The organism is Streptomyces buecherae (assembly GCF_014295035.1).
GTDB classification, from domain to species: Bacteria; Actinomycetota; Actinomycetes; order Streptomycetales; family Streptomycetaceae; genus Streptomyces; species Streptomyces youssoufiensis.
Window position 1 is genome coordinate 6,250,578 of sequence record NZ_CP060404.1, and the last position, 25,669, is coordinate 6,276,246.

General features: G+C 73.5%; 21 protein-coding genes. 16 read left to right on the forward strand and 5 right to left on the reverse strand.

Annotation, left to right across the window (positions count from 1 at the left end; all coding sequences use genetic code 11):
• The first annotated feature begins 193 nt into the window (after nucleotides 1–193).
• Both H7H31_RS24700 and H7H31_RS24705 read left to right on the forward strand, forming a co-directional pair.
• On the forward strand, nucleotides 194–940 hold the full coding sequence (locus tag H7H31_RS24700; protein WP_232110060.1) for a winged helix-turn-helix domain-containing protein: 747 nt from the start codon (nucleotides 194–196) through the stop codon (nucleotides 938–940).
• Entirely contained in the window at nucleotides 937–2,427 is a 1,491-nt protein-coding gene (locus H7H31_RS24705) for an MFS transporter (protein WP_187064872.1), read from the forward strand. The genes H7H31_RS24700 and H7H31_RS24705 overlap by 4 nt, the downstream gene beginning before the upstream one ends.
• A 101-nt stretch (nucleotides 2,428–2,528) precedes the next feature.
• On the opposite strand, the gene H7H31_RS24710 is transcribed toward H7H31_RS24705, so the two are convergent.
• A complete protein-coding gene (locus tag H7H31_RS24710) occupies nucleotides 2,529–2,756 on the reverse strand; it encodes a hypothetical protein (protein WP_176166032.1) in 228 nt (75 codons plus the stop codon).
• 438 nt (nucleotides 2,757–3,194) lie between these two features.
• Between H7H31_RS24710 and holA the strand changes: the two genes are divergently transcribed.
• Nucleotides 3,195–4,184 (forward strand): DNA polymerase III subunit delta, encoded by a 990-nt coding sequence (holA, locus tag H7H31_RS24715; protein ID WP_187064873.1) that lies wholly within the window; start codon nucleotides 3,195–3,197, stop codon nucleotides 4,182–4,184.
• Nucleotides 4,185–4,528: 344 nt separating this feature from the next.
• Here the strand turns inward: holA and H7H31_RS24720 are convergent, their stop codons facing one another.
• The gene (locus H7H31_RS24720; protein WP_232110061.1) at nucleotides 4,529–5,542 is read right to left on the reverse strand and encodes a hypothetical protein; all 1,014 of its coding nucleotides are present in this window, start codon (nucleotides 5,540–5,542) and stop codon (nucleotides 4,529–4,531) included.
• Nucleotides 5,543–5,973: 431 nt separating this feature from the next.
• Here H7H31_RS24720 and H7H31_RS24725 point away from each other — a divergent pair, with 431 nt between their 5' ends.
• Nucleotides 5,974–7,134, forward strand: a complete 1,161-nt coding sequence (locus H7H31_RS24725) for a GDSL-type esterase/lipase family protein (RefSeq protein WP_187064874.1) — start codon at nucleotides 5,974–5,976, stop codon at nucleotides 7,132–7,134.
• Nucleotides 7,135–7,499: 365 nt separating this feature from the next.
• On the opposite strand, the gene rpsT is transcribed toward H7H31_RS24725, so the two are convergent.
• Nucleotides 7,500–7,766, reverse strand: coding sequence for a 30S ribosomal protein S20 (rpsT, locus tag H7H31_RS24730; RefSeq protein ID WP_176161554.1), 267 nt, complete (start codon nucleotides 7,764–7,766; stop codon nucleotides 7,500–7,502).
• 233 nt (nucleotides 7,767–7,999) lie between these two features.
• Between rpsT and lepA the strand changes: the two genes are divergently transcribed.
• From lepA to H7H31_RS24755, 5 genes are all read left to right on the forward strand, one after another.
• Nucleotides 8,000–9,874 (forward strand): translation elongation factor 4, encoded by a 1,875-nt coding sequence (lepA, locus tag H7H31_RS24735; RefSeq protein ID WP_187064875.1) that lies wholly within the window; start codon nucleotides 8,000–8,002, stop codon nucleotides 9,872–9,874.
• 283 nt (nucleotides 9,875–10,157) lie between these two features.
• Nucleotides 10,158–12,002, forward strand: coding sequence for an AMP-dependent synthetase/ligase (locus tag H7H31_RS24740; protein WP_187064889.1), 1,845 nt, complete (start codon nucleotides 10,158–10,160; stop codon nucleotides 12,000–12,002).
• 632 nt (nucleotides 12,003–12,634) lie between these two features.
• Complete coding sequence (locus tag H7H31_RS24745) at nucleotides 12,635–14,917, forward strand: SpoIIE family protein phosphatase (protein WP_232110062.1); 2,283 nt, start codon at nucleotides 12,635–12,637, stop codon at nucleotides 14,915–14,917.
• 132 nt (nucleotides 14,918–15,049) lie between these two features.
• Nucleotides 15,050–16,282 carry a radical SAM family heme chaperone HemW gene (gene hemW, locus H7H31_RS24750; RefSeq protein WP_187064876.1) on the forward strand — a complete coding sequence of 411 codons (1,233 nt, stop codon included), beginning with the start codon at nucleotides 15,050–15,052 and terminating at the stop codon, nucleotides 16,280–16,282.
• Nucleotides 16,283–16,427: 145 nt separating this feature from the next.
• Nucleotides 16,428–17,009: a Uma2 family endonuclease gene (locus tag H7H31_RS24755; RefSeq protein ID WP_187064877.1), complete on the forward strand. Its 582-nt coding sequence runs from the start codon at nucleotides 16,428–16,430 to the stop codon at nucleotides 17,007–17,009.
• Between the two features lie 30 nt (nucleotides 17,010–17,039).
• On the opposite strand, the gene H7H31_RS24760 is transcribed toward H7H31_RS24755, so the two are convergent.
• Nucleotides 17,040–17,891 carry a DUF3097 domain-containing protein gene (locus H7H31_RS24760; protein ID WP_187064878.1) on the reverse strand — a complete coding sequence of 284 codons (852 nt, stop codon included), beginning with the start codon at nucleotides 17,889–17,891 and terminating at the stop codon, nucleotides 17,040–17,042.
• Nucleotides 17,892–18,165: 274 nt separating this feature from the next.
• Nucleotides 18,166–18,900 (reverse strand): MBL fold metallo-hydrolase, encoded by a 735-nt coding sequence (locus H7H31_RS24765; RefSeq protein ID WP_187064879.1) that lies wholly within the window; start codon nucleotides 18,898–18,900, stop codon nucleotides 18,166–18,168.
• A gap of 199 nt (nucleotides 18,901–19,099) precedes the next feature.
• Between H7H31_RS24765 and hrcA the strand changes: the two genes are divergently transcribed.
• The 7 genes from hrcA (at nucleotide 19,100) to H7H31_RS24800 (ending at nucleotide 25,586) form a co-directional block, all read left to right on the forward strand.
• Nucleotides 19,100–20,116, forward strand: a complete 1,017-nt coding sequence (gene hrcA / locus H7H31_RS24770; protein ID WP_187064880.1) for a heat-inducible transcriptional repressor HrcA — start codon at nucleotides 19,100–19,102, stop codon at nucleotides 20,114–20,116.
• Nucleotides 20,117–21,250, forward strand: a complete 1,134-nt coding sequence (gene dnaJ / locus H7H31_RS24775) for a molecular chaperone DnaJ (RefSeq protein ID WP_176161545.1) — start codon at nucleotides 20,117–20,119, stop codon at nucleotides 21,248–21,250. It abuts the gene before it with no gap.
• A 286-nt stretch (nucleotides 21,251–21,536) separates the two neighbouring features.
• Nucleotides 21,537–22,652 carry a nitronate monooxygenase gene (locus H7H31_RS24780; RefSeq protein WP_187064881.1) on the forward strand — a complete coding sequence of 372 codons (1,116 nt, stop codon included), beginning with the start codon at nucleotides 21,537–21,539 and terminating at the stop codon, nucleotides 22,650–22,652.
• Nucleotides 22,649–23,392: a 16S rRNA (uracil(1498)-N(3))-methyltransferase gene (locus H7H31_RS24785; RefSeq protein ID WP_187064882.1), complete on the forward strand. Its 744-nt coding sequence runs from the start codon at nucleotides 22,649–22,651 to the stop codon at nucleotides 23,390–23,392. Before H7H31_RS24780 ends, H7H31_RS24785 begins: the two co-directional genes overlap by 4 nt.
• Before the next feature lie 262 nt (nucleotides 23,393–23,654).
• The gene (locus tag H7H31_RS24790) at nucleotides 23,655–24,095 is read left to right on the forward strand and encodes a hypothetical protein (RefSeq protein ID WP_187064883.1); all 441 of its coding nucleotides are present in this window, start codon (nucleotides 23,655–23,657) and stop codon (nucleotides 24,093–24,095) included.
• A gap of 193 nt (nucleotides 24,096–24,288) precedes the next feature.
• Nucleotides 24,289–24,648: a histidine triad nucleotide-binding protein gene (locus H7H31_RS24795; RefSeq protein ID WP_187064884.1), complete on the forward strand. Its 360-nt coding sequence runs from the start codon at nucleotides 24,289–24,291 to the stop codon at nucleotides 24,646–24,648.
• Nucleotides 24,649–24,653: 5 nt separating this feature from the next.
• Nucleotides 24,654–25,586: a ribonuclease Z gene (locus tag H7H31_RS24800; protein WP_187064885.1), complete on the forward strand. Its 933-nt coding sequence runs from the start codon at nucleotides 24,654–24,656 to the stop codon at nucleotides 25,584–25,586.
• Nucleotides 25,587–25,669: the final 83 nt, after the last annotated feature.

A 25,669-nucleotide genomic window follows, 5' to 3' on the forward strand; every position in this document is an offset into this window, starting at 1 on the left:
AGCACCAGAGATTCATCTACTGGCCGCCAGGTGTCGTCCATTTGGTATGCGCATGACCCCTGTACGGGCCGTGGTAAAGAAGTCTTTCTAAAACTAGCTGCAGAAGATGCCAGAACGCGGCGAAGGTGCCACCCAGGGATCAGCACGATCCGCCGCCTCACACCCGGCACAACACACGGCACGCGAGACACCGTTGACCGACGCCCGCGCCCTGCGCGCGTACGCGCATCCCACGCGGATGCGTCTGGTCGGCCTGCTCCGCGCCCAGGGGCCCCGCACCGCGACCCAGGCGGCCGATCTGATCAACGAGTCCGTGGCCAGTTGCTCCTACCACCTGCGGATGCTCGCCAAGTACGGCCTGGTCGAGACGGCGGCGGGCGGTCGAGGCAGGGAGAAGCCGTGGCGTGCCACGGCGCGCCTCACGCAGTGGCCCACTCACTCTCCGGAACCGGCCGTGGCCGAAGCGGCGGAAGCGGTGGAACTCGCGGCTGTGGAGCGGTACTCCGAGCTGCTCAGCGCCGCGATCGAGACGCGCCGCACGCTATCGCGGGTCTGGCAGGAGGCCGGTGGGATCAGCGACGTCCTGCTGTACCTGACCGCGGGCGAACTGTCCGCCATCCAGCAGCAGATCGACGCGTTGCTGCGCCCCTTCGAAGCGCGCGAGACGCGACCGGACTCCCGACCGCCTGGGGCCCGACTCGTGCAGGTCATCCGGGCGGGCTTCCCGGTGCCGCAGGTGACAGCGTCGGGGCCAGCCCAGGAGGCGAGCCGGGCCACCGACGTGGCAACGACAAGGAGTGGAGCAGTGGAGGCCACACCGGCGGTGGACAGCGGCGGGCCGCGGCTGGGCAACTCCGCAGGAACGAAGCCGACAGAGGCGAACCCGGCAGCGACGGGCACGGCAGCAGTGAGCGACATTCCGAACCCGGAGGGCACGTGAACATTGCCGGAAGAGTGCCCGCGCTGCTGCGCCAAGGCCCGTTCCGCCGGTACTGGGTTGGCCAGAGCGTCTCCCTGGTCGGGGACCAGATCTCCCTGCTGGCGCTGCCCCTTGCCGCGGTGATCATCCTGCATGCCGACGCGGCCGAGATGGGGTGGCTCGCCACCGCGCAGTTGCTGCCCGCGCTGCTGTTCTCCCTCGCTGCCGGGTCCTGGGTCGACCGGCGCGCCAGCCGTCGTCGGATCATGATCGTCTCCGATCTCGCGCGAGCCGGGCTCATCGCGTCCCTGCCCGTCGCGTACGCCTTCGACCTCCTCAGCCTCACCCAGCTCTACCTCACGGCCTTCGCCGTCGGCTCGCTGACCGTGCTCTTCGACGTCTGCAACGCCACGCTGTTCGTCGCGCTGGTCCCCGGTACGCGCTACGTCGAGGCCCACTCGCTGATCAACGGCAGCCGTTCGCTCGCCTACGTGGCGGGGCCGAGCGCCGGCGGCTTCCTCGTGCAGCTGCTGGCCGCTCCCCTCGCGCTGGTCGCCGACGCGTTCACCTACCTGTTGTCGGCGCGGTGCCTCACCAGGATCGACCCTGTCGAACCGCCGCCCTCGGCGCCGGCCAAGGGGCACTTCACGGCCGGGTTGCGGTGGATCATGCGCTCACCCGTCATGCGCGCCACCTTCGCCGCCTCCTCCACCATCCAGTTCTTCAACTTCATGTTCCACACCCTCTTCGTCCTCTACGTCACCTCAGAACTCGGGCTCGGTGCTGGCCTGCTCGGCATCGTGCTCGCGGTGGGGGCGGCCGGCGGGCTCGTCGGCGCGGCCACCGCGGGACGGGTGACCCGCCGCCTGGGCATCGGCCGCGCCGCCGTCCTGGGGTACACCCTCTTCTCCGCTCCGCTGCTGCTCGTGCCGCTCGCGGGCGGGCCGACGCCGGTCGTCCTGGGACTGCTCTTCCTCGCGGAACTGGGCTCCTGCGTGGGCGCGATGATCGCCGACGTCTCCGTCAGCTCACTGCAGGCCGCGCTCATACCGGACGCGCTGCGCGCCCGGGTCACCGGCGCCTACCGCACTCTCACCCACGGCGTTCGCCCCCTGGGCGCCCTCACCGCAGGCGCGCTCGGGACGGCCATCGGACTGCGCCCCACCCTGTGGATCGGGACAGCGGGTGCCCTGCTGTGCCTGCTGTGGGTCCTGCCGTCGCCGGTGCCGCACATACGCGAGTTGCCCACACCCGAAGCCGAGGTTGTCGCCGGCTCCGCCACCACGGCCGAGGCGCGGGGTGAGCACGGGCTCGGGACGGATTCCGAGGCCGAGTCGCGGACCGGGGGAGGGCTGGGAACCGAGGCCGGACCGGGGAGGGAAGCCACACCGGAGACCAAGGCCGGGCCGGGGAACGGGACCGGGGCCGAGGCAGGAGTGGAGCCCGGGGTCACGACGGAGGCCATGGCGCCCCCGGAGAGAGAAGGGCTCCCACGGCAGAAGGGGTGACCAGAAGCGAGGCCCGGGGCGAGGTAGCGGCGGAAGCCGGACCGAGGCCGCGGAACCCCGCCGCCCGAGGCAGCGGGCGCCCCCGCCGCCCGACGCCACCTTCACCCCGCCTCGTGCCACCCGTCGTACTCCGCGGCGAAGGCGTCGAGCGCCGGCACGGCGAGGGCCGCCTCCGGGTCCTCGATCACGACGAGCCACTGGGCGTCCTCGGCGTCGTCCTCTCCGGCCAGCGCCTCCCGTACGACCTGCGGTTCCTCGCTGAGCCCGAAGCGGTCGACGACCTCTTGGGCCGCGTCCTCGGCGGCGTCGCGGTCGGGGAGAACCAGCAGGTGACGGGTCGCGGGTTCGGGCTGCTCGTCGGTCAGGGGTCGTGCGCTCACCGGCCCATTGTGCGCGACGGCGGACGAGCGCTCCGGACCACCCCGCGAGACGGACCACCCCGCGAGACGGGCGACCTCGCGAGACGGCCCCCCCCCCCGCGAGACGGGCGACCCCGCGCGAGCGCCTATCCACGCGCCCTCGCGAGCGCCGCACTGTGGCTCGACCTGAAGGCGACGACGGCCGGCCCCCGGGCCCGAGCGAGGGGCGAGCGGGGGCCGACGCGGGCCGCGTACCCAATGGACGAGCGAAGGGCGTAGGACGGAGAGGGACAGCCGTAGGCGTGGGGGAGAGGAGGGGCAGGGACGTGCGAGAAGGGGTGAGCGTGGGCGGGAGTGGGAGCGGGCTGGTCGTCCGGTGTGTCAGTGGCCCGTGGGATGCTGTGAGCGATGGCCAAGAAGACGACGACCGACGATCCGCTCGCCCCCGTGACGCTGGCCGTGGGCCAGGAGGACCTGCTGCTCGACCGCGCCGTGCAGCAGGTGGTGGCGGCTGCGCGTGCCGCCGACCCCGACACGGACGTGCGCGACCTCGCCCCGGACGCGTTGCAGCCGGGCACCCTTGCCGAGTTGACCAGCCCGTCGCTGTTCGCCGAGCGCAAGGTCGTGGTGGTCCGCTCCGCGCAGGACCTCTCCGCCGACACGATCAAGGACGTGAAGGGGTATCTCGCGGCGCCGGCCGAGGAGATCACGCTCGTTCTGCTGCACGCGGGAGGGGCGAAGGGCAAGGGGTTGCTCGACGCGGCTCGCAAGGCCGGGGCGCGCGAGGTCGCCTGCCCCAAGATGACCAAGCCGGCCGACCGACTGGCGTTCGTACGGTCGGAGTTCCGCGCCATCGGCCGTTCCGCCACGCCGGAGGCGTGCCAGGCCCTGGTCGACGCCATCGGCAGCGACCTGCGGGAGCTGGCCAGCGCCTGTACCCAGCTCACCGCCGATGTCGAGGGCACCATCGACGAGGCGATCGTCGGGCGCTACTACACGGGCCGGGCCGAGGCGTCCAGCTTCACCGTGGCCGACCGCGCGGTCGAGGGACGGGCGGCGGAGGCGCTGGAGGCGCTGCGCTGGGCGTTGGGTACGGGGGTGGCCCCGGTGCTCATCACCAGCGCGTTGGCGCAGGGGGTGCGCTCCATCGGCAAGCTGGCCTCGGCCCCGCGCGGTGCGCGCCCCGGCGATCTCGCCCGCGAGCTGGGCATGCCGCCGTGGAAGATCGACCGGGTGCGGCAGCAGATGCGCGGCTGGTCAGCGGATGGCGTGGCCATGGCGCTGCGGGCGGTGGCCGACGCCGACGCGGGGGTCAAGGGCGGTGGCGACGACCCGGAGTACGCGTTGGAGAAGGCCGTGGTCGCCGTGGCCCGGGCCGCCCGTTCCGGCCGCGGCTGACCCCGCCCCAGGGCCCGTCGGCACGCGCGGGGGCCGCGCGGTGCGCGGCGGCGCCGGTGGTGGGCGCGCCCACGGGGCGAGTTCGGCCATCCGGAACGCCGTGCCGCGCGATGCCGCCCGACGTGGCCGCCGACACGCGGCTCACGGCCCCTCACCGCGCCCGGCGCCTGACCTCGCGTGTCGCGTCCTCCCCGAAGCGCCGCCGCGAGGCGGTCGCTCCAGGGAGGCCATGCGTACGCGAAACCCTCCGGAGGAGGTCAGGGGCGCACGGAACCCTCCGGACCGGCGAGGGCGGGCCTCGGCTACCGCCGGGTCGACGGAGCCGGGGAGCAGAGGCGGGAGGGTTACTCCGACTCGTCCTGCGGCAGCGGTTCCTGCTTCTGCCAGTGCTCCATGGTGGACTTGGCGCTCTCCGAGAGCATCTCGGTCACCTTCTTGCTGTCCGGCGGGGTGACGCTGGAGCTGCTGGAGATGTAGTTGGACCAGGACAACTGGTACGTCATCCAGCCGTCGCGGACCCCGAGGATCACGTAGCTGCCGTCGTCCTCACCGTCCTTCTCCACCTGCGTGACCACGTACGCCTCGTCGCCGAGGTCGGGAACCGGGGCGACCTTGTACGTGTACGTGGTCCCGCGCTGGTTCTCGTAGGCGCGGTACTGGGCCTCGAACTCCGGCTCCGGGTCGGTCTCGCGGTGGAGCAGGGCCGACGTGGAGAGCCAGGTCGAGGCGTAGTCGGAGCTGCTGGTGTTCTCCGCCTCCAGGTCGGTGTTGCACTGCATCGTGTCGAGCGCCTCGTGCTCGGTGCCGCTCGCCAGCGGGTTCTTCTTCTCCCCGGTCGACTCCTCCTTGCTGAACCCGGCCTTCTTGATCGGGGCGTAGTCGGTGTAGCTGCACAGATTGCCGGTGTAGGCGTAGCTACCGAGTTCGGGCTCCGGGTCGCCCTCGAAGCCGCCCGTGGCGAAGGTGACGCCGGCCCAGACGGCCGAGGCCACCACCGCGCCGCCCAGCGCCCACAGCGGTCCGCGCTTCTTCGCGCCGCTGGAGGGCGCGGCGGGCGCGGGAGCCCCCGGGCCGTAACCGGCCGCGACCTGACCGGGATACGGGCTCGCGGGCTGTCCCAACGGGCCGGGCGTCTGACCTGGCGGCTGAGTCGGCACGCCGCCGGGCATCGTCGGGTGCGCCGCGGCGGACTGTCCTGGCTGCCCGGGCTGCGAGCCGGCCGGAGCGGGCGGATACGCGTACGGATGGGGCGCTGGTTGGCCCGGTTGTTGCCCGCCCGGCTGCTGCGCTGGGACGTTTCCGTACGGGTTCGACGGTGGCTGGGCGTACGGATTGGGCTGATCCCCCGGTGTCGACATGGCGTGCACATTACCCGACCCCCCAAGCCCCGCCGGTGCCGTCCGCGGCATCGCTTCCGGACCGCGACATTCACCGCGTCGCGCCCCCCCTATACCCCCCACGGCGCGCCGCACGCGCCCCGACAGCCGCCCCCCGGGCACCGTTCGCACGCCACCACGACGCGGGCCACGGGGCCTCGCACCCCACCACCTCGTACGCTCCCCGGCACCCGCCACCACCTCGTACGCCGGCTCGCAGAGGCATCACCGCCGGGTACGCCCCCGGTGCGCCGGGCGGTCGGTTCCCCGCGCGGGCGGTAGGGGGAAGCTCCGCCTCCGGAAGGGGCGGGCCGGGCGGCCGTGGTGGGAAGGACAAAGGGCAGCGTCGATCGCGGCCTGGCGGCGCGCGGTAGGGCACCCTGTCGACCCGCTCACGGAGGAGCGCACCACCCATGACGGAACTGGTCACCACCCCCCTCACACCGGCCATGCTGCGCGGCGCTCTCCACGTCGAGGCCACCGTCGACGGCCTCCTCCCGCGCAGACTTCCGCCGCACGCCATCGCCCAGGCGCACGACGACCACCTGGCCCTGATGGCATCCCAGTCCGCCGGCGTACGCCTGGCCCTGCGCGGCGCCGCCACCGTGCTGGAGTTGGACGTGCTGGCCACCCGCACCGTGCAGCCCGGCGCGGTCGCGGGCCCGGCCGGCCAGTACGACCTGCTGGTCGACGGCCGGCTGGTCGCGCAGGCCGCGCCGTCCGGCGGAGCCATCGTCACCGTCGACCCGGTGACGCGGGCCGTCGCGTACGCCTCCGGCACGCCGGGCACCGTACGCTTCACCGGCCTGCCCGCCCGCGAGAAGGACATCGAGATCTGGCTTCCGCAGACGGAGGTCACCCACCTCTGCGCGCTGCGTGCCGACACCCCCCTACGGCCGGCCCCGGAGTCCGGGCGGCGGGTGTGGTTGCACCACGGCAGTTCCATCAGCCACGGCGTGCGGATCGCCAGCCCCACCCAGACCTGGCCCGCCATCGCCGCCGCCCGCGCGGGCGTCGAGCTGATCAACCTCGGGCTGAACGGCAACGCCCTGCTCGACCCGTTCACGGCGCGCGCCATCCGGGCCGCGGCGGCCGACCTGATCAGCGTCAAGGTCGGCATCAACCTCGTGAACACCGACCTGATGCGCCGCCGCGCCCTGACCCCGGCCGTCCACGGCTTCCTCGACACCGTGCGCGAGGGCCACCCGGACACCCCGTTGCTGGTCGTCTCGCCGATCCACAGCCCGCTGGTCGAGGACGCCCCGGGGCCCACGGCGCCCGACCCCGACGCCCCCGTGCCGCGCTTCAGGACCTTCGGCGATCCGGCGGATCTCGCCACCGGGCGACTGAGCCTGCGCGTCATCCGCGACGACCTGTCCCGCATCGTCACCGAGCGCGCCGCCACCGATCCGTGGCTGTACTACCTCGACGGCCGCGACCTCTACGGCGAGCGGGACTTCGCCGACCTCCCCCTGCCCGACCTGCTCCACCCCGACACCGGCGGCCACGCGCTGATCGGCGAGCGCTTCGCCCGCGCCGCCTTCGCCGCTGGCGGCCCGTTCGCCCCGCACTAGCGCCGCCGCACGCCACCGCCCGAGGGGTACGCCAAAGGCCCCGCGCCCTCCGGGGGAATCGGAAGGGGCGCGGGGCCTTGGCGAAGAATCCGCGAGCTAAGCGCACAACACCCGCGTGGCGAACGCAGGCCGCGTGTTGTGCGATGCCGTCACCGGCCTGCGGAGCGTGCGCTCCGGGGCTGACGGGACGACTGCCGTACGGCGCGGGAGAGAGGGTCCGCGGAGTCCGTATCGACGTGGAGAACGAAGCTCGGTCAAGCACCGTGGGGTGACGCGTGGAACGCGAGCGAGGTGATCGCTCCGCGGGCGCCAGCTACGGTTCGCGGTCGGCCATCGCTGGCCGTATCCGCTGGTGAGGCGGTGGATCAGGCGCTCAGGGTGGAAACCTGGGCGGCCAGCGCCGACTTCTTGTTGGCGGCGGCGTTCTTGTGGATGACGCCCTTGCTGGCGGCCTTGTCGAGCTTCTTGGACGCCTCGCGGGCGGCGACGGTGGCCTTCTCCAGGTCACCGCTGGCCACGGCCTCACGGGTCTTGCGGATCGCGGTACGAAGCGAGGACTTGACGGCCTTGTTGCGCTGGCGCGCCTTCTCGTTCGTCTTGTTCCGCTTGATCTGGGACTTGATGTTCGCCACGAAAGAGCCTTTGCAGGTTCGTCGGATTTCTCGGTTTTTCTGGAGCGGCCCCGAGGGGCGTTTCCCCAGAGTGCCGCGTACAGGAGAGGTCACGAGGCACGGTCGTCCAGATTACCAGCAGGTGCTGTGGCCTCCCAAACCAGACGGCGGCTGCCACTCGTGGGACGATGGGCGGGACTGTCACCACGTCCCACTAGCTGCTAGCTGCGTTCAATCACCGAATGGACCCCTGCGTGCCCGCGATCCCTACCCACGTGCCGGAGCCGAGCCGTACCGATCCGGCTCTCATCCGTAACTTCTGCATCATCGCGCATATCGACCACGGCAAGTCCACGCTCGCCGACCGGATGCTCCAGCTGACGGGTGTGGTGGAGCAGCGGCAGATGCGCGCGCAGTACCTGGACCGTATGGACATCGAGCGTGAGCGCGGCATCACGATCAAGTCCCAGGCGGTCCGGTTGCCCTGGGCGCCCACCGAGGGCGAGTTCCAGAGCTCCACCCACGTCCTGAACATGATCGACACCCCGGGCCACGTGGACTTCACCTACGAGGTCTCCCGCTCGCTCGCCGCGTGCGAGGGCTGCATCCTGCTCGTGGACGCGGCCCAGGGGATCGAGGCGCAGACCCTCGCCAACCTGTACCTGGCGATGGAGAACGACCTCACGATCATCCCGGTCCTCAACAAGATCGACCTGCCGGCCGCGCAGCCCGAGAAGTTCGCCGCCGAGCTGGCGCACCTCATCGGTTGCGACCCGAGCGAGGTGCTGAAGGTCTCGGCGAAGACCGGCGAGGGCGTGGCCGAGCTGCTGAACCGCGTGGTGGACACGGTGCCCGCGCCGGTGGGCGACGCCGACGCACCGGCCCGCGCGATGATCTTCGACTCGGTCTACGACTCGTACCGCGGCGTCGTCACCTACGTCCGCGTGATCGACGGCCAGCTCAACCGGCGCGAGCGCATCCGGATGATGTCCACGGGCGCCGCGCACGAACTGCTGGAGATCGGCGTCTCCTCGCCCGAGATGACGGCGTCCGACGGCCTGGGCGTCGGCGAGGTGGGCTACCTGATCACCGGTGTGAAGGACGTCCGCCAGTCCAAGGTCGGTGACACGATCACGGCGTTCAGCAAGGGGGCCACGGAGCCGCTCGGCGGCTACAAGGACCCCAAGCCGATGGTGTTCTCCGGCCTGTACCCGCTGGACGGGTCCGACTACCCGGAGCTGCGGGACGCGCTCGACAAGCTCCAGCTCAACGACGCCGCGCTGGTGTACGAGCCGGAGACGTCCGCCGCGCTCGGGTTCGGCTTCCGCGTCGGCTTCCTCGGCCTGCTGCACCTGGACGTGATCCGGGAGCGGCTGGAGCGCGAGTTCGGCCTCGACCTGATCGCCACCGCCCCCAACGTGGTCTACCGCGTGATCATGGAGGACGGCGCGGAGCACACGGTCACCAACCCGAGCGAGTTCCCCACCGGCAAGATCGCCGAGGTGTACGAGCCGGTGGTGCGGGCCACGGTGCTGGCGCCCAGCGAGTTCATCGGGGCGATCATGGAGCTGTGCCAGACCCGTCGCGGCACGCTGCTCGGCATGGACTACCTCTCCGAGGACCGCGTCGAACTGCGCTACACGCTGCCGCTGGCCGAGATCGTCTTCGACTTCTTCGACCAGCTCAAGTCCAAGACGCGCGGGTACGCCTCGCTCGACTACGAGCCCACCGGCGAGCAGACCGCCTCGCTGGTCAAGGTGGACATCCTGCTGCACGGCGACAAGGTGGACGCCTTCTCCGCGATCACGCACAAGGACAAGGCGTACTCCTACGGCGTGCGCCTGGTGGCCAAGCTGCGTGAGCTGATCCCGCGGCAGAACTTCGAGGTGCCCATCCAGGCCGCGATCGGCAGCCGCGTCATCGCCCGTGAGACGGTGCGCGCGATCCGTAAGGACGTGCTCGCGAAGTGCTACGGCGGCGACATCTCCCGTAAGCGCAAGCTCCTTGAGAAGCAGAAGGAGGGCAAGAAGCGCATGAAGATGGTCGGCAGTGTGGAGGTGCCGCAGGAGGCGTTCATCGCGGTGCTGTCCTCGGACTCCGACGGCGGGGACGCCAAGGCGAAGAAGTAGCGACACCGCCCCACCCGGGCCGGCCCGCCCCCGAGGGCGCCCCGTCCGGTCGTGGGGCACCGGGGCCCGTGGCCGCGCGCCGCGGGCCTCTCGCATGCCCGCGCGCGCAAAGGCGCCGGTCACTGTTTTAACAAGGAGGTTGCAGCCCCTTACGCGCGGGGGCGCGGCCATCTACTCTGATCACTGCTCGAAGGTTACTCATGAGTCACTAGCGCTGAGGCGGGCCCGGGAGGAAGCCGTGACCGACGACACCCAAGCCTTGCTCGACAACCGGCCGCCATCGATGGCCACGCTCTTCGTGGAGCGCGTCGCGGCCACACCCGAGAGGGAGGCGTACCGCTATCCGATCCCGCCCGCGTCGGGCGAGGGACCATCGGACTGGGGGTCGATGAGCTGGGCCGAGACGGCCGACCGCGTGTACGCCATCGCGGCCGGCCTCATCGACCTGGGGCTGGGTTCGGAGGAGCGGGTCGCCCTGGCGAGCAGCACCCGGGTCGAGTGGATCTTCGCGGACCTGGCCGTCCTCTGCGCCGGCGCCGCGACCACCACGATCTACCCGTCCACCAACGACGGGGAGACGGCGTTCATCCTCTCCGACTCGGGCAGCCGGGTGCTCATCGCCGAGGACGCCGAACAGCTCCGCAAGGCCCGCGCGAGCCGCGCCGACCTGCCCGCGCTGGAGCACGTGGTGGTGATCGAGGAGGCCGACGCGGTGCCGGCCGACGGCGACCCGGAGGGCTGGGTGCTCTCACTCGCCGAGTTGGAGCGGCGGGGCGCGAAGTACCTGGCGAAGCACCCGGACAGCGTGCGGGACCGGGTCCGGGACCTGCGGTCCGACCAGCTCGCCACGCTCATCTACACCTCCGGTACCACCGGGCGCCCCAAGGGCGTACGCCTGCCGCACGACGCCTGGTCCTACATGGGCCGCGCTATCGAGGCCATCGAACTCCTGGAAGAGGAGGACATCGGCTACCTCTGGCTGCCGCTGGCGCACGTCTTCGGCAAGGTGCTGGTGGCCGGGCAGCTCGCGGTCGGGCACACCACCGCGGTCGACGGCCGCGTCGACAAGATCATCGAGAACCTGCCGGTGGTCAGCCCGACGTACATGGCCGCCGTGCCGCGCATCTTCGAGAAGGTCTACAACGGCGTCGCGGCCAAGGCCCGGGAGGGCGGCGCTGCCAAGTACAAGATCTTCAAGTGGGCCGCCGAGGTCGCGCGCGAGTACGCCAAGGTCTCCCAGGACAACTTCCGGGCCACCGGCACCGCCACCGTCCCGCTCGGCCTGCGCACCAAGCACGGCATCGCTGACAAGCTCGTCTACGCCAAGCTGCGCGCGGCCTTCGGCGGGCGGCTGCGGGCCTGCGTCTCGGGCTCGGCCGCGCTCGCGCCCGACATCGGCTTCTTCTTCGCGGGCGCCGGGATCAACATCCTGGAGGGGTACGGGCTCACCGAGTCCAGCGCCGCCAGCTTCGTCAACCCGCGCGACTACCGCACCGGCACCGTCGGCAAGGCGCTGCCCGGCCTGGAGGTCCGCATCGCCGACGACGGCGAGATCCTGCTGCGCGGCCCGGGCATCATGGCGGGCTACCACGGGCTGCCGGAACGCACCGCCGAGGTGCTGGAGCCGGACGGCTGGTTCCACACCGGCGACATCGGCGAACTGTCCCCGGACGGCTATCTGAGCATCACCGACCGCAAGAAGGACCTGATCAAGACGTCGGGCGGCAAGTACATCGCGCCGGCCGAGGTCGAGGGGCAGTTCAAGGCCGTGTGCCCGTACGTCTCCAACATCCTGGTGCACGGCGCGGACCGTAACTACTGCACCGCGCTGATCGCGCTGGACGAGCCGTCGATCATGGACTGGGCCAAGGAGAACGGCCTGGCCGGCAAGGACTACACCGAGGTCACCGCGGCGCGCGAGACGCAGGAGCTGATCGACGGGTACGTGCGCCAGCTCAACGAGGGCCTCCAGCGCTGGCAGACGATCAAGAAATTCCGGCTGCTCCCGCGCGACCTCGACATCGAGCACGGCGAACTCACGCCGAGCCTCAAGCTCAAGCGCCCGGTCGTCGAGCGCGAGTACAAGGCACTCATCGAGGAGATGTACGCCGGCGCGCGCGAGGCGTAGCCGGCGCCGGCGCACTCCGCCGGCGCGCGAACGGACGGGAGGCCGCGCGGGCGGTCGACCCTGCGGGCGGTCGGGGCTCTGCCCCGACCGCCCGTCGCCGTTTCCGCCTCCCCCGGCGGGCCGGGCGCGGTCAGCCGAGTCCCAGGCCGCAGGCCGGGCGCGGTCGGCCGAGTCCCGGGCCGCGGGCCGGGGAAGCGCTGCCCACGCCGGCGATCCCGGACGCCTGACCGGATCGGCTGGCCACGGGCCCGCGCGCGGGGTGATCGCGTTCCGGCCAAGTCGCCGACGCGGTCGGCGCGCCGGCCCGTTCCGTACCCGGTGGCGCCCCAGGCGGGCTAGTGTCACTTCGAGCCCCGGCCCCGTTCACCACCCGTTGGGGAAACGGGGGCCGAGTGGGGCGCAGTTGTGGTCGTACGCGTCATATCGCGGCTCATGGCAGCCCATTTCCGTAACTCGGCGCATGTGAACGCGAGCGTTCTGCCACGCTGTCGGTACTGGACATTGAGCCACGCGGTGGGCGAACACCGCGTGACGCACGCCCCTCCGGCCCGCGCGGACGCCTCGCGTCCCCATGTCGCGGGCCGGGCCCGACGGGGGTCGGGTGGCGTGCACGAGAACCCCCGGGGGAGTGCATGGGCACGGGTGTGAACGCGCAGTGGGGCGCCCGCGGCGCCGAGGCCGTGGGGGCGTACGAGGGTGACGGTGCGGCGGTCCCGAGACGTGCCGCCCCGGTCCCCGGCGCCCCGCCCGGCAGGGTCGCCGCCACTGGTCCGGCCCCAGGGCGCATCTGCCGTACGGTCCTGCCCGGCAACGTGCTGGCGCCGGCCGCGGCGCGGCGGTTCGTACGGGACGCGCTGGCCGACTGGGCCGCGCACGGGATGCCGCAGGGTGACGTGATCACGGAGCAACTACGGGACGACGCCGTGCTGTTGGTGAGCGAACTGGTCACCAACGCCGTGGTGCACGCCGGCACCGGAGTGGTCGTGCGCTGCGCCCTGGAGCCGGCCGAGGCGCCCGAGCCCATGGCCACCCTCTACGCGGAGGTGACCGACCACCACCCGGCCCGCGCCGTCCGTGGCCAGCCGGCGCTGCGCGAGGCGGCACCCGAGGCCGTCGGCGCGGCGGTGGCGTCCGAGGCCGGCGGCCCGGCCGACGGGTTGCCGCGCGCCGGCGCGGTCGGGGCCGGCGTGGGTACGGACGCGCGCGGGGGCGCGCGGGCCGTCGTGGGCGGCGGCGATCGGGCCGGCAGCGGACTGCGGCTGGTCGGCACCATCGCCGACTCCTGGGGCACGATCTACCGCCGGACCAGCAAGACGGTGTGGTTCCGGCTACCGATGGGGCCCGTGCCCGCCGAGGGCCCGACGCCCAGCGCGGAGAGCGCGTGCGCCGAAGGGGGCGCTGCGCCGGCGCACGAGGCGGGCCGCGGCGACCGGAGCCCCGGCGACCGGACTCCCGGCGCCGACCTGCGGACCGCGGACGTGTTGGCCCCCGCGCCGCGCGAGGCGGCGCAGGACCGTGGCGCGCCGGGACTGCTCAGCCACGGAGGCCTGTCCTTCCTGGCCGAGGCGTCCGACCTGCTGGCCGGCCAGTTCGACGCGGACAAGGTGGCCCTGCTGGCGGGGCAGCTCCTGGTGCCGAGGCTGGCCGACTGGTGCGCGGTGTGGCTGGAGACCGCGGACGCCGGGCCCGCCGCCCCCTGGGTCTGGCACGCCAGCGAGAACCAGATGGCCGAGCTGCGGCGCCAGGTGGGGGAGCGCCCGCCGCCTCTGCCGGCCACCGCCAGGGGCCGCGCGGTGCCCTGGCCGTGGCCCGGCGGCGGTGCCGAGGCGGGGCCCGGCGGCGCGGCCCTCGCGTGCGCGCTGGTCACCGGCGGCCGGACGGTGGGCACGCTGCTGATCGGCCGCGGCGGACTGAGCCAGCTTCCGGACGAGGTGGCGCGACTCTTCGAGGACCTCGCGCGCCGGGTCGCGCTCGCGGTCGTGGCGGCGCGCCAGTACACCCGACAGGCGCAGATCAGCGAGGTGCTCCAGCGCGGGCTGCTGCCCAGCGGGCTCGCCGCGATCCCCGGCATGGACACCGCGGTGGTCTACGAGCCGGCCGGGGGCACCTGTGCGGGCGGCGACTTCTACGACGTCTTCCCGGCCGGCGACGGACGCTGGTGCTTCGCGCTCGGCGACGTGTGCGGCAACGGCCCGGAGGCGGCCGTCGTCACCGGCCTGGCCCGCCCGGTGCTGCGCCTGCTCGCCCGCGAGGGCTACGGCGTGACCGAGGTCCTGGACCGGCTCAACCGCACCCTGGGCGAGAAGGCCGTCGAGGCGGCGGCCTCCGCCATCGCGGCCGAGGGGCCGGGAGAGTCCCGGTTCCTGTCCCTCCTCTACGGCGAACTGGTGCCGTACGACGGGCTCGACGAGTCGGCGCCGTACGACGGGCTCGACCAGCCTGTGCCGCACGGCGAGCCGGTGCCGGGCGACGGTCCGATGCCGTACGGGGAGTCCCGGGGCGAGGGCCGGAGCGGCCCGGCGGGGGAGGGCGCGCGGGGCGCGCGGGGCGGCGTGCGGTGCACGCTGGCCAGCACCGGGCATCCGCTGCCGTTGCTGCTGCGGGCCGACGGCGGCGTGGTGGCGCGCGCGGCGCCGCAACTCCTGCTCGGGGTGCTGGAGGGCGTGCGGTACGAGAGCGAGACCTTCGACCTGCTGCCGGGCGAGACGCTGCTGTGCGTCACGGACGGCGTGACCGAGCGCAGGTCGGACCGGGCACAGTTCGACGACGACGACGGCCTGGCGCGGGCGCTGGCGATGTGCGCCGGGCTCACCGCGCAGGAGGTGGCCCAGCGCGTCCGCACGGCCGTGCACGCGTTCGGGGCGGCGCCGCCGAGCGACGACCTGGCGATGCTGGTGCTCAGGGCGGCGCCCTGACCCCGGCCGCCGCCCACGGCCCGAGCCGAGACCGCCCGCCGGCGCGCGCCCCGGCCCGCGCGCCCGCCCCGTCGCGCGGGCCACCACGCGACGGCGGGCCCGGTCACCCGGGCGATGCCGGAGAATGGGCACATGCCTTCTGCACTGCCCGACGGTGAGCCCATGCCCGACGACGGGGCGCTGCCGCAGCACGCCCTGGAAGGGGCCGGGGCGCGACCGCTCGGGTTCTACCTGCACGTTCCGTACTGCGCGACCCGCTGCGGATACTGCGACTTCAACACCTACACCGCCAGCGAGCTGCGCGGCTCCGGCGGCGCTCTCGCCTCCCGGGACAACTACGCCGCGATGGTCGCCGACGAGGTGCGGCTGGCGCGCAAGGTGCTCGGGGACGACCCGCGCCCCGTCGAGACCGTGTTCGTCGGCGGTGGCACGCCGACCCTGCTGGACGCGGCGGACCTGGTGCGGATGCTGGCGGCGATCCGCGACGAGTTCGGCCTGGCCCCCGGGGCGGAGGTCACCACCGAGGCCAACCCGGAGTCCGTGGACGAGCGCTACCTGGCCACGCTGCGCGAGGGCGGCTTCAACCGCGTCTCGCTCGGCATGCAGAGCGCGCGGCAGCACGTGTTGAAGGTGCTCGACCGCACCCACACCCCCGGCCGCCCCGAACGCTGCGTGGAGCTGGCCCGCGCGGCGGGGTTCGAGCACGTCAACCTCGACCTGATCTACGGGACGCCGGGGGAGAGCGACGACGACTGGCGGGCCTCCCTCGACGCCGCGCTCGGCGCCGGCCCCGACCACGTCTCGGCGTACGCGCTGATCGTGGAGGAGGGCACCCAGCTCGCGCGCCGCATCCGACGCGGCGAGGTGCCGATGACCGACGACGACGTGCACGCCGACCGCTACCTGATCACCGAGGAGACACTCACGGCCGCGGGGTTCGCCTGGTACGAGGTGTCGAACTGGGCCACCACCGAGGCCGGCCGCTGCCGGCACAACGAGCTGTACTGGCGTGGCGCCGACTGGTGGGGCGCGGGCCCCGGGGCGCACAGCCACGTGGGCGGCGTGCGCTGGTGGAACGTGAAGCACCCGGGGGCGTACGCGCAGGCGCTCACCGAGGGGCGCTCGCCCGGCGCGGGCCGCGAGATGCTGAGTGCCGAGGACCGCCGCGTGGAGCGCGTCCTGCTGGAACTGAGGCTCGCGGACGGCTGCCCGCTGGACATCCTCGCCCCCGCCGGCGCACGCGCCGCGGCGCGCGCCCTGTCCGACGGCCTGCTGCAGCCGGGCCCGTACGAGCGGGGCCGCGCCGTGCTGACCCTGCGCGGCCGGCTGCTGGCCGACGCGGTGGTCCGGGACCTCGTCGACTGACGGACGGAGCGGCTGACTGACGGACCGAGCGGCCGGCGGGCTGGCCGCTCGAACGGGTGAACGCGTACGGACGCCCGCCGCTCCGATCCCGGCCGTCTCTACGCTGGCCCCGCACGTCGCGGCGCACAGGGGGAGGTCCACGGAGATGAGCGGTGCGAGCGGTGCGAAGGCCCGTCTGGTGACCGACATCAGGGAGATCTTCGCGACGCTGGAGGCTCCCGGCGAACTCAGGGCGGAGCTGCTCCGCGGGGAGATCGTCATGACGGGCGGGCCCGACTGGGCCCACAACATGATCGTCACGCGCGTACGAGACCAGGTCCCGCAGAACCGCTGGTATCCGGTGGCGACGCAGGACATCGCCATCCCCGGCGAGGTCAGCGAGCCGCAGCCGGATCTCGTCGTCATCGAGCACGGCGCCTTCGACGGTCGCTCCCGGCTCGTGCCCGCCCCGGCGACCACCCTCCTCCTGGAGGTCGTCTCCAAGACCAGCAAGCACCGGGACCACGTCACCAAGCGCTCGATCTACGCCGCCGGGCAGGTCCCCGCGTACCTGATCATCGACCCCTACGCGGCCACCTGCGTGCTGCTGACCGAGCCGCGCGGCTCGGGCGAGGCGGCCGACTACCGGACCGAGCGCACCAGCGAGTTCGGCGAGCCGGTGCCGATCGGCGCACTCGGCATCGACCTTGACACCTCGGAGTTCGGCACCCTGCCGGCGGGGGCGTAGCCCGTCACCCCCGGGCCGTGGCGCCGCCCGTCACGCCGGGGCCGTGACGAAGTCGATCAACTCCTCGACGCGGCCGAGCAGTTCCGGCTCCAGGTCCTTGTACGAGCGGACCCAGCCCAGGATCCTCTGCCAGGCCGCGCCCGTGTTCTCCGGCCAGCCCAGGGCGCGGCACACGCCCGTCTTCCAGTCCTGGCCACGGGGAATCACCGGCCAGGCCGGAATGCCCAGCGACGCGGGCTTCACGGCCTGCCAGATGTCGATGTACGGGTGCCCGACGACGAGCACGTCGCTGCCGCCCGCGCTGACCTCCGCCGCGATGCGGGACTCCTTGGAGCCGGGCACCAGGTGGTCGACCAGGACGCCGAGCCGGGCGTCCGGGGCCGGAGCGAACTCGCGGACGATGGCGGGCAGGTCGTCGACGCCCTCCAGGTACTCCACGACCACGCCTTCGATGCGCAGGTCATCGCCCCACACCCGCTCGACCAACTCGGCGTCGTGGCGGCCCTCCACGTAGATGCGCCCGGCGCGGGCGACCCGGGCGCGCGCCCCGGGGACGGCGAGCGAGCCGGACGCGGTGCGCGGCTTCCCACCGCCCCCGGCCGCCGGCCGCCCGCCCGCGCCGGGCCGTGGCCGTACGAGGGTGACCGGACGGCCCTCCAGCAGGAAGCCGGCCGGGCTCAGTGGGAACACCCGGTGCTTGCCGAAGCGGTCTTCCAGGGTGACGGTCGGGCCTTCGGCGGTCTTCTCGCAGCGGATGACGGCGCCGCAGAAGCCGGTGGCCACCTCCTCCACCACGAGATCCACCTCGGCCGCCACCTCGGGCACGGACGTGGGCTTCTTCCAGGGCGGGGTCAGGTCGGGCCCGTACTGTCTGCTGCGCATGCGGCAGACGATAGCTTCCGCCCGGCGCTCGCCCCGCGCACCTATCGCGTCCCGCGCACCCAACCGCCCCCGCGCACCCGGCGTGCGCGGTGCCGCGAGCCGCCACCGCGTGCGTCGTAGCGCGTACGCCCGCCCCGTCCGGGCCCACTTGCCGCCCGGCCGGCTTACCGCCCGGCCCGCTCGCCGTCCAGGTTCGCCAGCGCGTGCCCCACACGTGGTTCGGCCAGCGGGCGCCGGCGCGTGCCCCGCGCGTGGTGCGACCGGTGGGCGTCGGTCAGGGCGCCGTCGCGTAGCGGCGGGCCAACTCCGCGCGCTGCGCGCGGACGTACGCCGCGTCCACCACCGCCCCGTGCCCCGGCACGTACACCGCGTCCTCGCCGCCGAGGGCCAGCAGCCGGTCCAGGGCCGCCGGCCACCGGGCCGGGACCGCGTCCGGGCCCGCCTGCGGCTCGCCGGACTCCTCGACCAGGTCACCGCAGAAGACCACCTCGGGCCGGCCCGGCACCAGGACCGTCAGGTCGTGCCCGGTGTGGCCGGGGCCGACGTTGGCCAGCAGCACCTCGCGTCCGGCGCCGAGTCCGATGGTGACCTCGCCGCTCACCGAGTGCCGCGGGCAGACCAGCAGGTCGGCGGCCTCGGCGACCGCCTCGGGGTCGGCGCCGTGGCGCACCGCGTCCGCGCGCAGCGCCTCCCGCCCCCGCTCCAGCACGTCCGCGAGCCCTGCCGCCCCGTAGACCCGCACGCCGGCGAAGGCGGCCGTGCCGAGTACGTGGTCGAAGTGCGGGTGGGTGAGGGCGACGTGGGTGACCGGGCGGCCGAAGAGGGCGCGCACCTCGCGGCGGATCTCGGCGCCCTCACGCAGCGTCGCCCCGGTGTCCACCACGAGGACGCCCTCCGGGCCGGCCACGGCCCCGACCGTGGCGTCCCAGCCGGGCAGCCGGCGCCGGGCGACGCCCGGCGCCAGCACCTCCCAGCGCTCACGCACGCGCTCTTCCGTCACGCTGTCCATGGGGAGACGCTAGCCCCCGGCGGGGCGGAGCGCCCGGTCGGTGCGGCGGCGGTTTCCAGCCCCCGCCCCCCAGCGGCCGGGGCCACTCTTGCCCGGACCGCGGTGACCGGCCGTACACTGGCTCAGGGGATTTGGCACTCGGGCGGGATGAGTGCCAGGAAAAGTCCCCTGATAGACGGTTTGACTGGAGGTGTGCGCGGTGCTGAGCGAACGCAGACTTGAGGTTCTTCGCGCCATCGTCCAGGACTACGTCGGCACGGAGGAGCCGGTCGGCTCCAAGGCGCTGACCGAGCGGCACCAGCTCGGCGTCTCGCCGGCCACGGTGCGTAACGACATGGCCGCGCTCGAGGACGAGGGCTTCATCGCCCAGCCGCACACCAGCGCCGGCCGCATCCCCACCGACAAGGGCTACCGCCTGTTCGTGGACCGACTGGCCGGTGTGAAGCCGCTCTCACCGGCGGAGCGCCGGGCCATCCAGAACTTCCTGGACGGCGCGGTGGACCTCGACGACGTGGTGGGGCGCACGGTGCGGCTGTTGGCGCAGCTCACCCGCCAGGTCGCGGTGGTGCAGTACCCGTCCCTGACCCGTTCCACGGTGCGCCACGTCGAGTTGCTCGCGCTCGCGCCCGCGCGCGTGATGCTCGTACTGATCACCGACACGGGCCGGGTCGAGCAGCGGATGGTGGACTGCCCGGCGCCCGTGGGCGAGACGGCCCTGGCGGACCTGCGGGCGCGGTTGAACAGCCGGGTGGTGGGGCGCAGGTTCGCCGACGTGCCGCAGCTCGTGCAGGACCTGCCGGAATCGTTCGAGCAGGAGGACCGGGGTACGGTCTCCACGGTCCTGGCGACGCTGCTTGAGACGCTGGTCGAGGAGACCGAAGAGCGGTTGATGATCGGCGGCACGGCCAACCTCACCCGGTTCGGCCATGACTTCCCGCTCACCATCCGGCCGGTGCTTGAGGCCCTGGAGGAGCAGGTCGTCCTCCTGAAGCTGCTCGGCGAGGCCAAGGATTCGGGCATGACCGTGCGAATCGGTCATGAGAACGCTCACGAGGGCCTGAACTCCACATCCGTGGTCGCTGTCGGCTACGGTTCGGGCGACGAGGCAGTCGCAAAACTCGGCGTGGTCGGACCGACCCGCATGGACTACCCCGGAACGATGGGAGCGGTACGCGCAGTGGCACGATACGTCGGACAGATCCTGGCGGAGTCGTAAGTGGCGACGGACTACTACGCCGTCCTGGGCGTGCGGCGCGATGCCTCTCAGGACGAGATCAAGAAGGCGTTCCGCAGGCTCGCGCGTGAGCTTCACCCGGACGTCAACCCCGATCCGAAGACGCAAGAGCGCTTCAAGGAGATCAACGCCGCCTACGAGGTGTTGTCGGACCCGCAGAAGAAGCAGGTCTACGACCTCGGCGGCGACCCGTTGTCCAACGCGTCGGGCGGCGGCCAGGGCGGCTTCGGCGCCGGCTTCGGCAACTTCTCCGACATCATGGACGCCTTCTTCGGCACCGCGTCCCAGCGCGGCCCGCGCTCGCGGACCCGGCGCGGCCAGGACGCCATGATCCGGCTCGACATCGAGCTGGACGAGGCGGCGTTCGGGACCACCAAGGAGATCCAGGTCGACACGGCGATCGTGTGCACGACCTGTAGCGGCGAGGGGGCGGCGCCCGGCACCTCGGCGCAGACCTGTGACATGTGTCGCGGTCGCGGCGAGGTCTCCCAGGTCACCCGCTCCTTCCTCGGGCAGGTCATGACCTCGCGGCCGTGCCCGCAGTGCCAGGGTTTCGGCACCGTGGTGCCCACGCCGTGCCCCGAGTGCGCGGGCGACGGGCGGGTGCGCTCGCGCCGCACGCTGACGGTCAAGATCCCCGCGGGCGTGGACAACGGCACCCGCATCCAGCTCGCGGGCGAGGGCGAGGTCGGCCCGGGCGGCGGCCCCGCCGGCGACCTGTACGTGGAGATCCACGAGGCCGCGCACCCCGTCTTCCAGCGCCGCGGTGACGACCTGCACTGCACGGTCACCATCCCGATGACCGCTGCGGCGCTCGGCACCAAGGTGCCGCTGGAGACGCTGGACGGTCTGGAGGAGATCGACATCCGGCCGGGCACCCAGTCCGGTCAGTCCGTCCCGCTGCACGGACGCGGCGTGACGCACCTGCGCGGCGGCGGCCGGGGCCAGCTCATCGTGCACGTCGAGGTCACCACCCCGAGCAAGCTCGACCCCGAGCAGGAGGAACTCCTGCGCCGGTTGGCCAAGTTGCGTGGCGAGGAGCGTCCGCTGGGCGAATTCAAGCCAGGGCAGCAGGGGCTGTTCTCGCGGCTCAAGGACGCGTTCAACGGCCGCTGAGGCCCGGCCCGGCTGACGCGGGCCGAAATCGCCGGTGGGCGCCGATCCCGTTGCGTGCGGGATCGGCGCCCTTCGCGTCGGCGTCCCTTCGCGTCGGTGTGCCGGCGCGGGAGCCGGCGGTGCGCCGGGGTACGGGAGCGCACGGCGCGGCTTGTGTACGTGTGGGCGGCGTGCGCATCGGGTGAACAGCGGGTGCCTGATGGGTGGGGAGTGCGTGGCGGGCGTCCACGCAGTGGACGCTCGGGGGCGTTACCCGGTGCTGTGGAGGGCGTGACACGATGTGGTCATGTCCTCCGCGTTGACCGGTCTCTCCCGGTATCCGATCGTGCAGGCCCCCATGGCGGGCGGCGCCTCGCGCCCGCAGCTCGCAGCCGCCGTGGGCGCGGCCGGCGGGCTCGGCTTCCTCGCCGCCGGGTACAAGACGCCGGCGGCGATGTACGAGGAGATCAAGCACCTGCGGGCGCAGAGCGACATGCCCTTCGGCGTCAATCTCTTCATGCCGCAGCCCGCGACCAGCGACCCCTCGGCCGTGGCCGTCTACGCCGAGCAACTGGCGGGCGAGGCCGCCTGGTACGAGACGCCGCTCGGTGACCCCGACTCGGGCAACGACGACGCCTACGAGGCCAAGCTCGCCATCCTGCTCGACGACCCGGTGCCGGTGGTCTCCTTCACCTTCGGCTGCCCGACGCGTGCCGTGTGCGAGGCGTTGGCCCGGGTGGGCACCGTCACGGTCGTCACCGTCACCACCGTGGAGGAGGCGCTGGCCGCGCACGCCGCCGGGGCCGACGCCGTCTGCGTCCAGGGCATCGAGGCCGGCGGCCACCAGGGCACGCACCGCGACGACCCGCACGCCCAGGGCATGGGCGCGGGGCTCGGGCTGCTGGCCCTGATCGAGCTGGTGCGCGACGCGGTGCCGCTGCCGCTGATCGCCGCCGGCGGACTGATGCGCGGCTCGCAGATCGCCGCCGTGCTGGCGGCCGGCGCCAGCGCCGCGCAGCTCGGCACGGCGTTCCTGGTCTGCCCCGAGTCCGGCGCGCACGAGCTGCACAAGCGGGCCATGACCGACACCACCTTCACCCGCACCGAACTCACCCGCGCCTTCTCCGGCCGCCCCGCGCGCGGCCTGGCCAACCGCTTCCTGCGCGAGCACGGCCCGTACGCCCCCGTCGCCTACCCCCAGGTGCACCACCTCACCTCCGGGCTGCGCAAGGCCGCCGCCAAGGCCGGTGACCCGCAGGGCATGGCGCTCTGGGCGGGCCAGGGGCACCGGCTGGCCCGGGAGATGCCGGCGGGGCACCTGGTGGAGATCCTCGTCGACGAGTTGGAGGCCGCCCGCGCGGGGCTCGCCGCGCGGGCCGGGCAGGCGCCGCAGCCCCGGGCGGGCGCCGGGGACGTGGCGTGAGCGCCCCGGTCTTCGTCGCCGACACCCTGGAGGGCGCGGCGGTCGGCGCCGCGCTCACGCTGACCGGCCCGGAGGGGCGGCACGCGGTCGCGGTGCGCAGGCTGCGGGTCGGCGAGGAGGTCGTGCTCACCGACGGGGCGGGCCGGGGCGTCTCGGGCACCGTGGCCGCCGTCGAGGGCAAGGACCGGCTGACGGTCGAGGTGGACGAGGTACGCGGCGAGCCGGCGCCGCAGCCGCGCATCACCGTCGTGCAGGCACTGCCCAAAGGCGACCGCGGCGAACTCGCCGTGGAGACCATGACCGAGACCGGCGTGGACGCGGTGGTGCCGTGGGCCGCCGCGCGCTGCATCACCCAGTGGCGCGCCGAGCGGGGCGCCAAGGCGCTCGCCAAGTGGCGGGCCACCGCGCGCGAGGCGGGCAAGCAGTCGCGCCGGCTGCGCTTCCCCGAGGTCGCCGACGCGATGACCACGCCGCAGGTGGCCGAGCTGCTGTCGCGGGCCGACTTCGCCGCCGTCCTGCACGAGGAGGGCTCCCAGCCGTTGGCCACGGCCGAGCTGCCGACGCGGGGAGAGGTCGTGCTCGTCGTCGGGCCCGAAGGCGGCGTGTCCCCGGAGGAGTTGGCCGCCTTCGCCGCCGTGGGAGCCCAGCCCTACCGGCTCGGGCCCAGCGTGCTGCGCACCTCCACCGCGGGCACGGCGGCCCTCGCGCTGCTGCTCGGCCGCACGGGTCGGTGGGGTTAGCCGCCCGCGACGCAACGCGTTCGGCGCGGTACGGGGCGGGGCATGGGGGGTCGGTCGGGCGGCCGTGACGCCGAGCGAGGGGCGCGCGTGTGTCGTCTGGGGCGCGCGTGGGGTGCCCGCGCGCGTACCGATGTCTTGCCTGTTCAGGCCCGTACGGCCCGGTGATTGCGCGAAGCGTGCCCCACACGGGTGACGGCGTGCCCAAACGAGTGGCCGACGGTGCCCTTTCGAGCACGTGGGAGGGGGTGGCAGGCTGCATCCCATGGGGGCACCAACACGAGTACGGCGATGGCGGCACACGGCCATCGCACTGGGCGCGGTCGGCGCGGCACTGGGCACGCTGGCGGCGTGCGACGACGTCGAGGGCGGGCTGCGGGCATCCACGGTCGCGGTCACCACGGACAAGGTGGGGACCCGGGCGCTGGAGCGCGGCGGCATCGACGTGCAGTGGCTGACCTGCACGGCACAGATCAAACGGGAGGACAACGACGCGACCGGCAAGCCACGTTCGCGCAACACGGGCCGCGCGCAGGTGAGCTGCCGGGGCAAGACCGAGAAGAGCCAGGACCTGGAGATCGGCGGGACCGTCACCTACGTACGCGAGGACCGCTGCGTGCGCGGCGCGCTGACCGGCAAGTTGGCCGGTCGCGTGGTCTTCGAGGCGGGCCTGATCGGCGAGTGCGGAAGTGGCAGATCCGCCTAGCCCGGCCGGCCAGCCCGCGACCGGAGCTGGCCCGGCCGACACCCGAACCGCCCCCCGCCCGCCGCGCGACACCGGCGGGCGGCCCCGGCGCGACGACCTCGGGGTACGGGCGGCGGGGGCAGCGGCCGGGCCCGCGCCACCGGGCCGCTAGCATGCGACGTATCCCAACGGACGGTGCTAAGGAGACGCGGCGATGGCGGGAGAACCGCAGGCCGACTGCTTGTTCTGCAAGATCGTGGCGAAGGAGGTGCCGGCGACCGTGGTGCGTGAAACCGCGACGACCCTCGCCTTCCGCGACATAAACCCGCAGGCCCCGACGCACGTCCTCGTCATCCCCAAGTCCCACCACCCGGACGCCGGGTCGCTGGCCGCCGCCGAACCGGAGGCCGCGGCCGACGTGCTGCGCGAGGCCGGTCTGGTCGCCGTCGACGAGAAGATCGCCGACAGCGGCTACCGCATCGTGTTCAACACGGGCAGCGGCGCCGGCCAGACCGTCTTCCACGCACACGCGCACGTCCTGGGCGGTCGCGGCCTCAACTGGCCCCCCGGATAAGCCAGTTGTCCGTACGTGAACTGGTCGTCCTGGGTACCGCGAGCCAGGTGCCGACCCGGCACCGCAACCACAACGGCTACGTGTTGCGCTGGGACGGCCAGGGCATCCTCTTCGACCCCGGCGAGGGCACCCAACGGCAGATGCTGCGCGCCGGGGTCGCGGCCCACGACCTGCACCGCATCTGTGTCACGCACTTCCACGGCGACCACTCGCTCGGCCTGGCCGGGGTGATCCAGCGGATCAACCTCGACCGGGTGCCGCACCCGATCACGGCCCACTATCCGGCCAGCGGCCAGCGGTTCTTCGAGCGGCTGCGGTACGCCACGGCCTACCGCGAGACGGTCGACATAGCCCAGGAGCCGGTGCGCGGGCCGGGCGCGACGCTCGCCGTCACCCCCGCGTACACGCTCGCGGCGCGGCGGCTCTCGCACCCGGTCGAGTCCTACGGCTACCGCCTGGTGGAGCCGGACGGCCGTCGCATGCTGCCCGACCGGCTCGCCGCGCACGGCCTCGCCGGACCGCTGATCGGCAGGTTGCAGCGGGAGGGCGCGGTACGGGTGGCCGGGCGCACGGTCGCGTTGGAGGAGGTCAGCGAGGTCCGCCGGGGGCAGCGCTTCGCCTTCGTGATGGACACCCGGCTGTGCGACGGCGTGTACGCCCTCGCCGAGGGGTGCGACCAGCTCGTCATCGAGTCGACGTTCCTCGACGAGGACGAGGCGCTGGCCCGCGAGCACGGCCACCTGACGGCCGGTCAGGCGGCGCGGGTGGCGGCGGAGGCGGGCGTACGGCAGTTGGTGCTCACGCACTTCTCGCAGCGCTACGGCGACCCGGTCGAGTTCGAGCGGCAGGCCCGTGCGGCGGGCTTCGCCGGCGAACTCGTGGTGGCCAGCGACCTGATGCGGGTGGCCGTGCCATCCCGGGCCGGCGTGGGCGGCTAGGTACGAGGGGTGCTCGCGGGGCGGCCCGCGAGCGTGAGCGGCGGTGGCGCGGGCCCCGAACGCGCGCCACTGCCGCCGTGCGG

Coding starts and splice junctions, on each gene's coding strand:
- H7H31_RS24765 (WP_187064879.1), bottom strand. CDS start 18,900: ATGGACAGCGTGACGGAAGAGCGCGTGCGTGAGCGCTGGGAGGTGCTG.
- H7H31_RS24780 (WP_187064881.1), top strand. CDS start 21,537: ATGTCCTCCGCGTTGACCGGTCTCTCCCGGTATCCGATCGTGCAGGCC.
- H7H31_RS24795 (WP_187064884.1), top strand. CDS start 24,289: ATGGCGGGAGAACCGCAGGCCGACTGCTTGTTCTGCAAGATCGTGGCG.
- H7H31_RS24790 (WP_187064883.1), top strand. CDS start 23,655: ATGGGGGCACCAACACGAGTACGGCGATGGCGGCACACGGCCATCGCA.
- hemW (WP_187064876.1), top strand. CDS start 15,050: ATGCCTTCTGCACTGCCCGACGGTGAGCCCATGCCCGACGACGGGGCG.
- holA (WP_187064873.1), top strand. CDS start 3,195: ATGGCCAAGAAGACGACGACCGACGATCCGCTCGCCCCCGTGACGCTG.
- H7H31_RS24725 (WP_187064874.1), top strand. CDS start 5,974: ATGACGGAACTGGTCACCACCCCCCTCACACCGGCCATGCTGCGCGGC.
- H7H31_RS24740 (WP_187064889.1), top strand. CDS start 10,158: ATGGCCACGCTCTTCGTGGAGCGCGTCGCGGCCACACCCGAGAGGGAG.
- H7H31_RS24745 (WP_232110062.1), top strand. CDS start 12,635: ATGGGCACGGGTGTGAACGCGCAGTGGGGCGCCCGCGGCGCCGAGGCC.
- H7H31_RS24755 (WP_187064877.1), top strand. CDS start 16,428: ATGAGCGGTGCGAGCGGTGCGAAGGCCCGTCTGGTGACCGACATCAGG.
- H7H31_RS24760 (WP_187064878.1), bottom strand. CDS start 17,891: ATGCGCAGCAGACAGTACGGGCCCGACCTGACCCCGCCCTGGAAGAAG.
- H7H31_RS24720 (WP_232110061.1), bottom strand. CDS start 5,542: ATGTCGACACCGGGGGATCAGCCCAATCCGTACGCCCAGCCACCGTCG.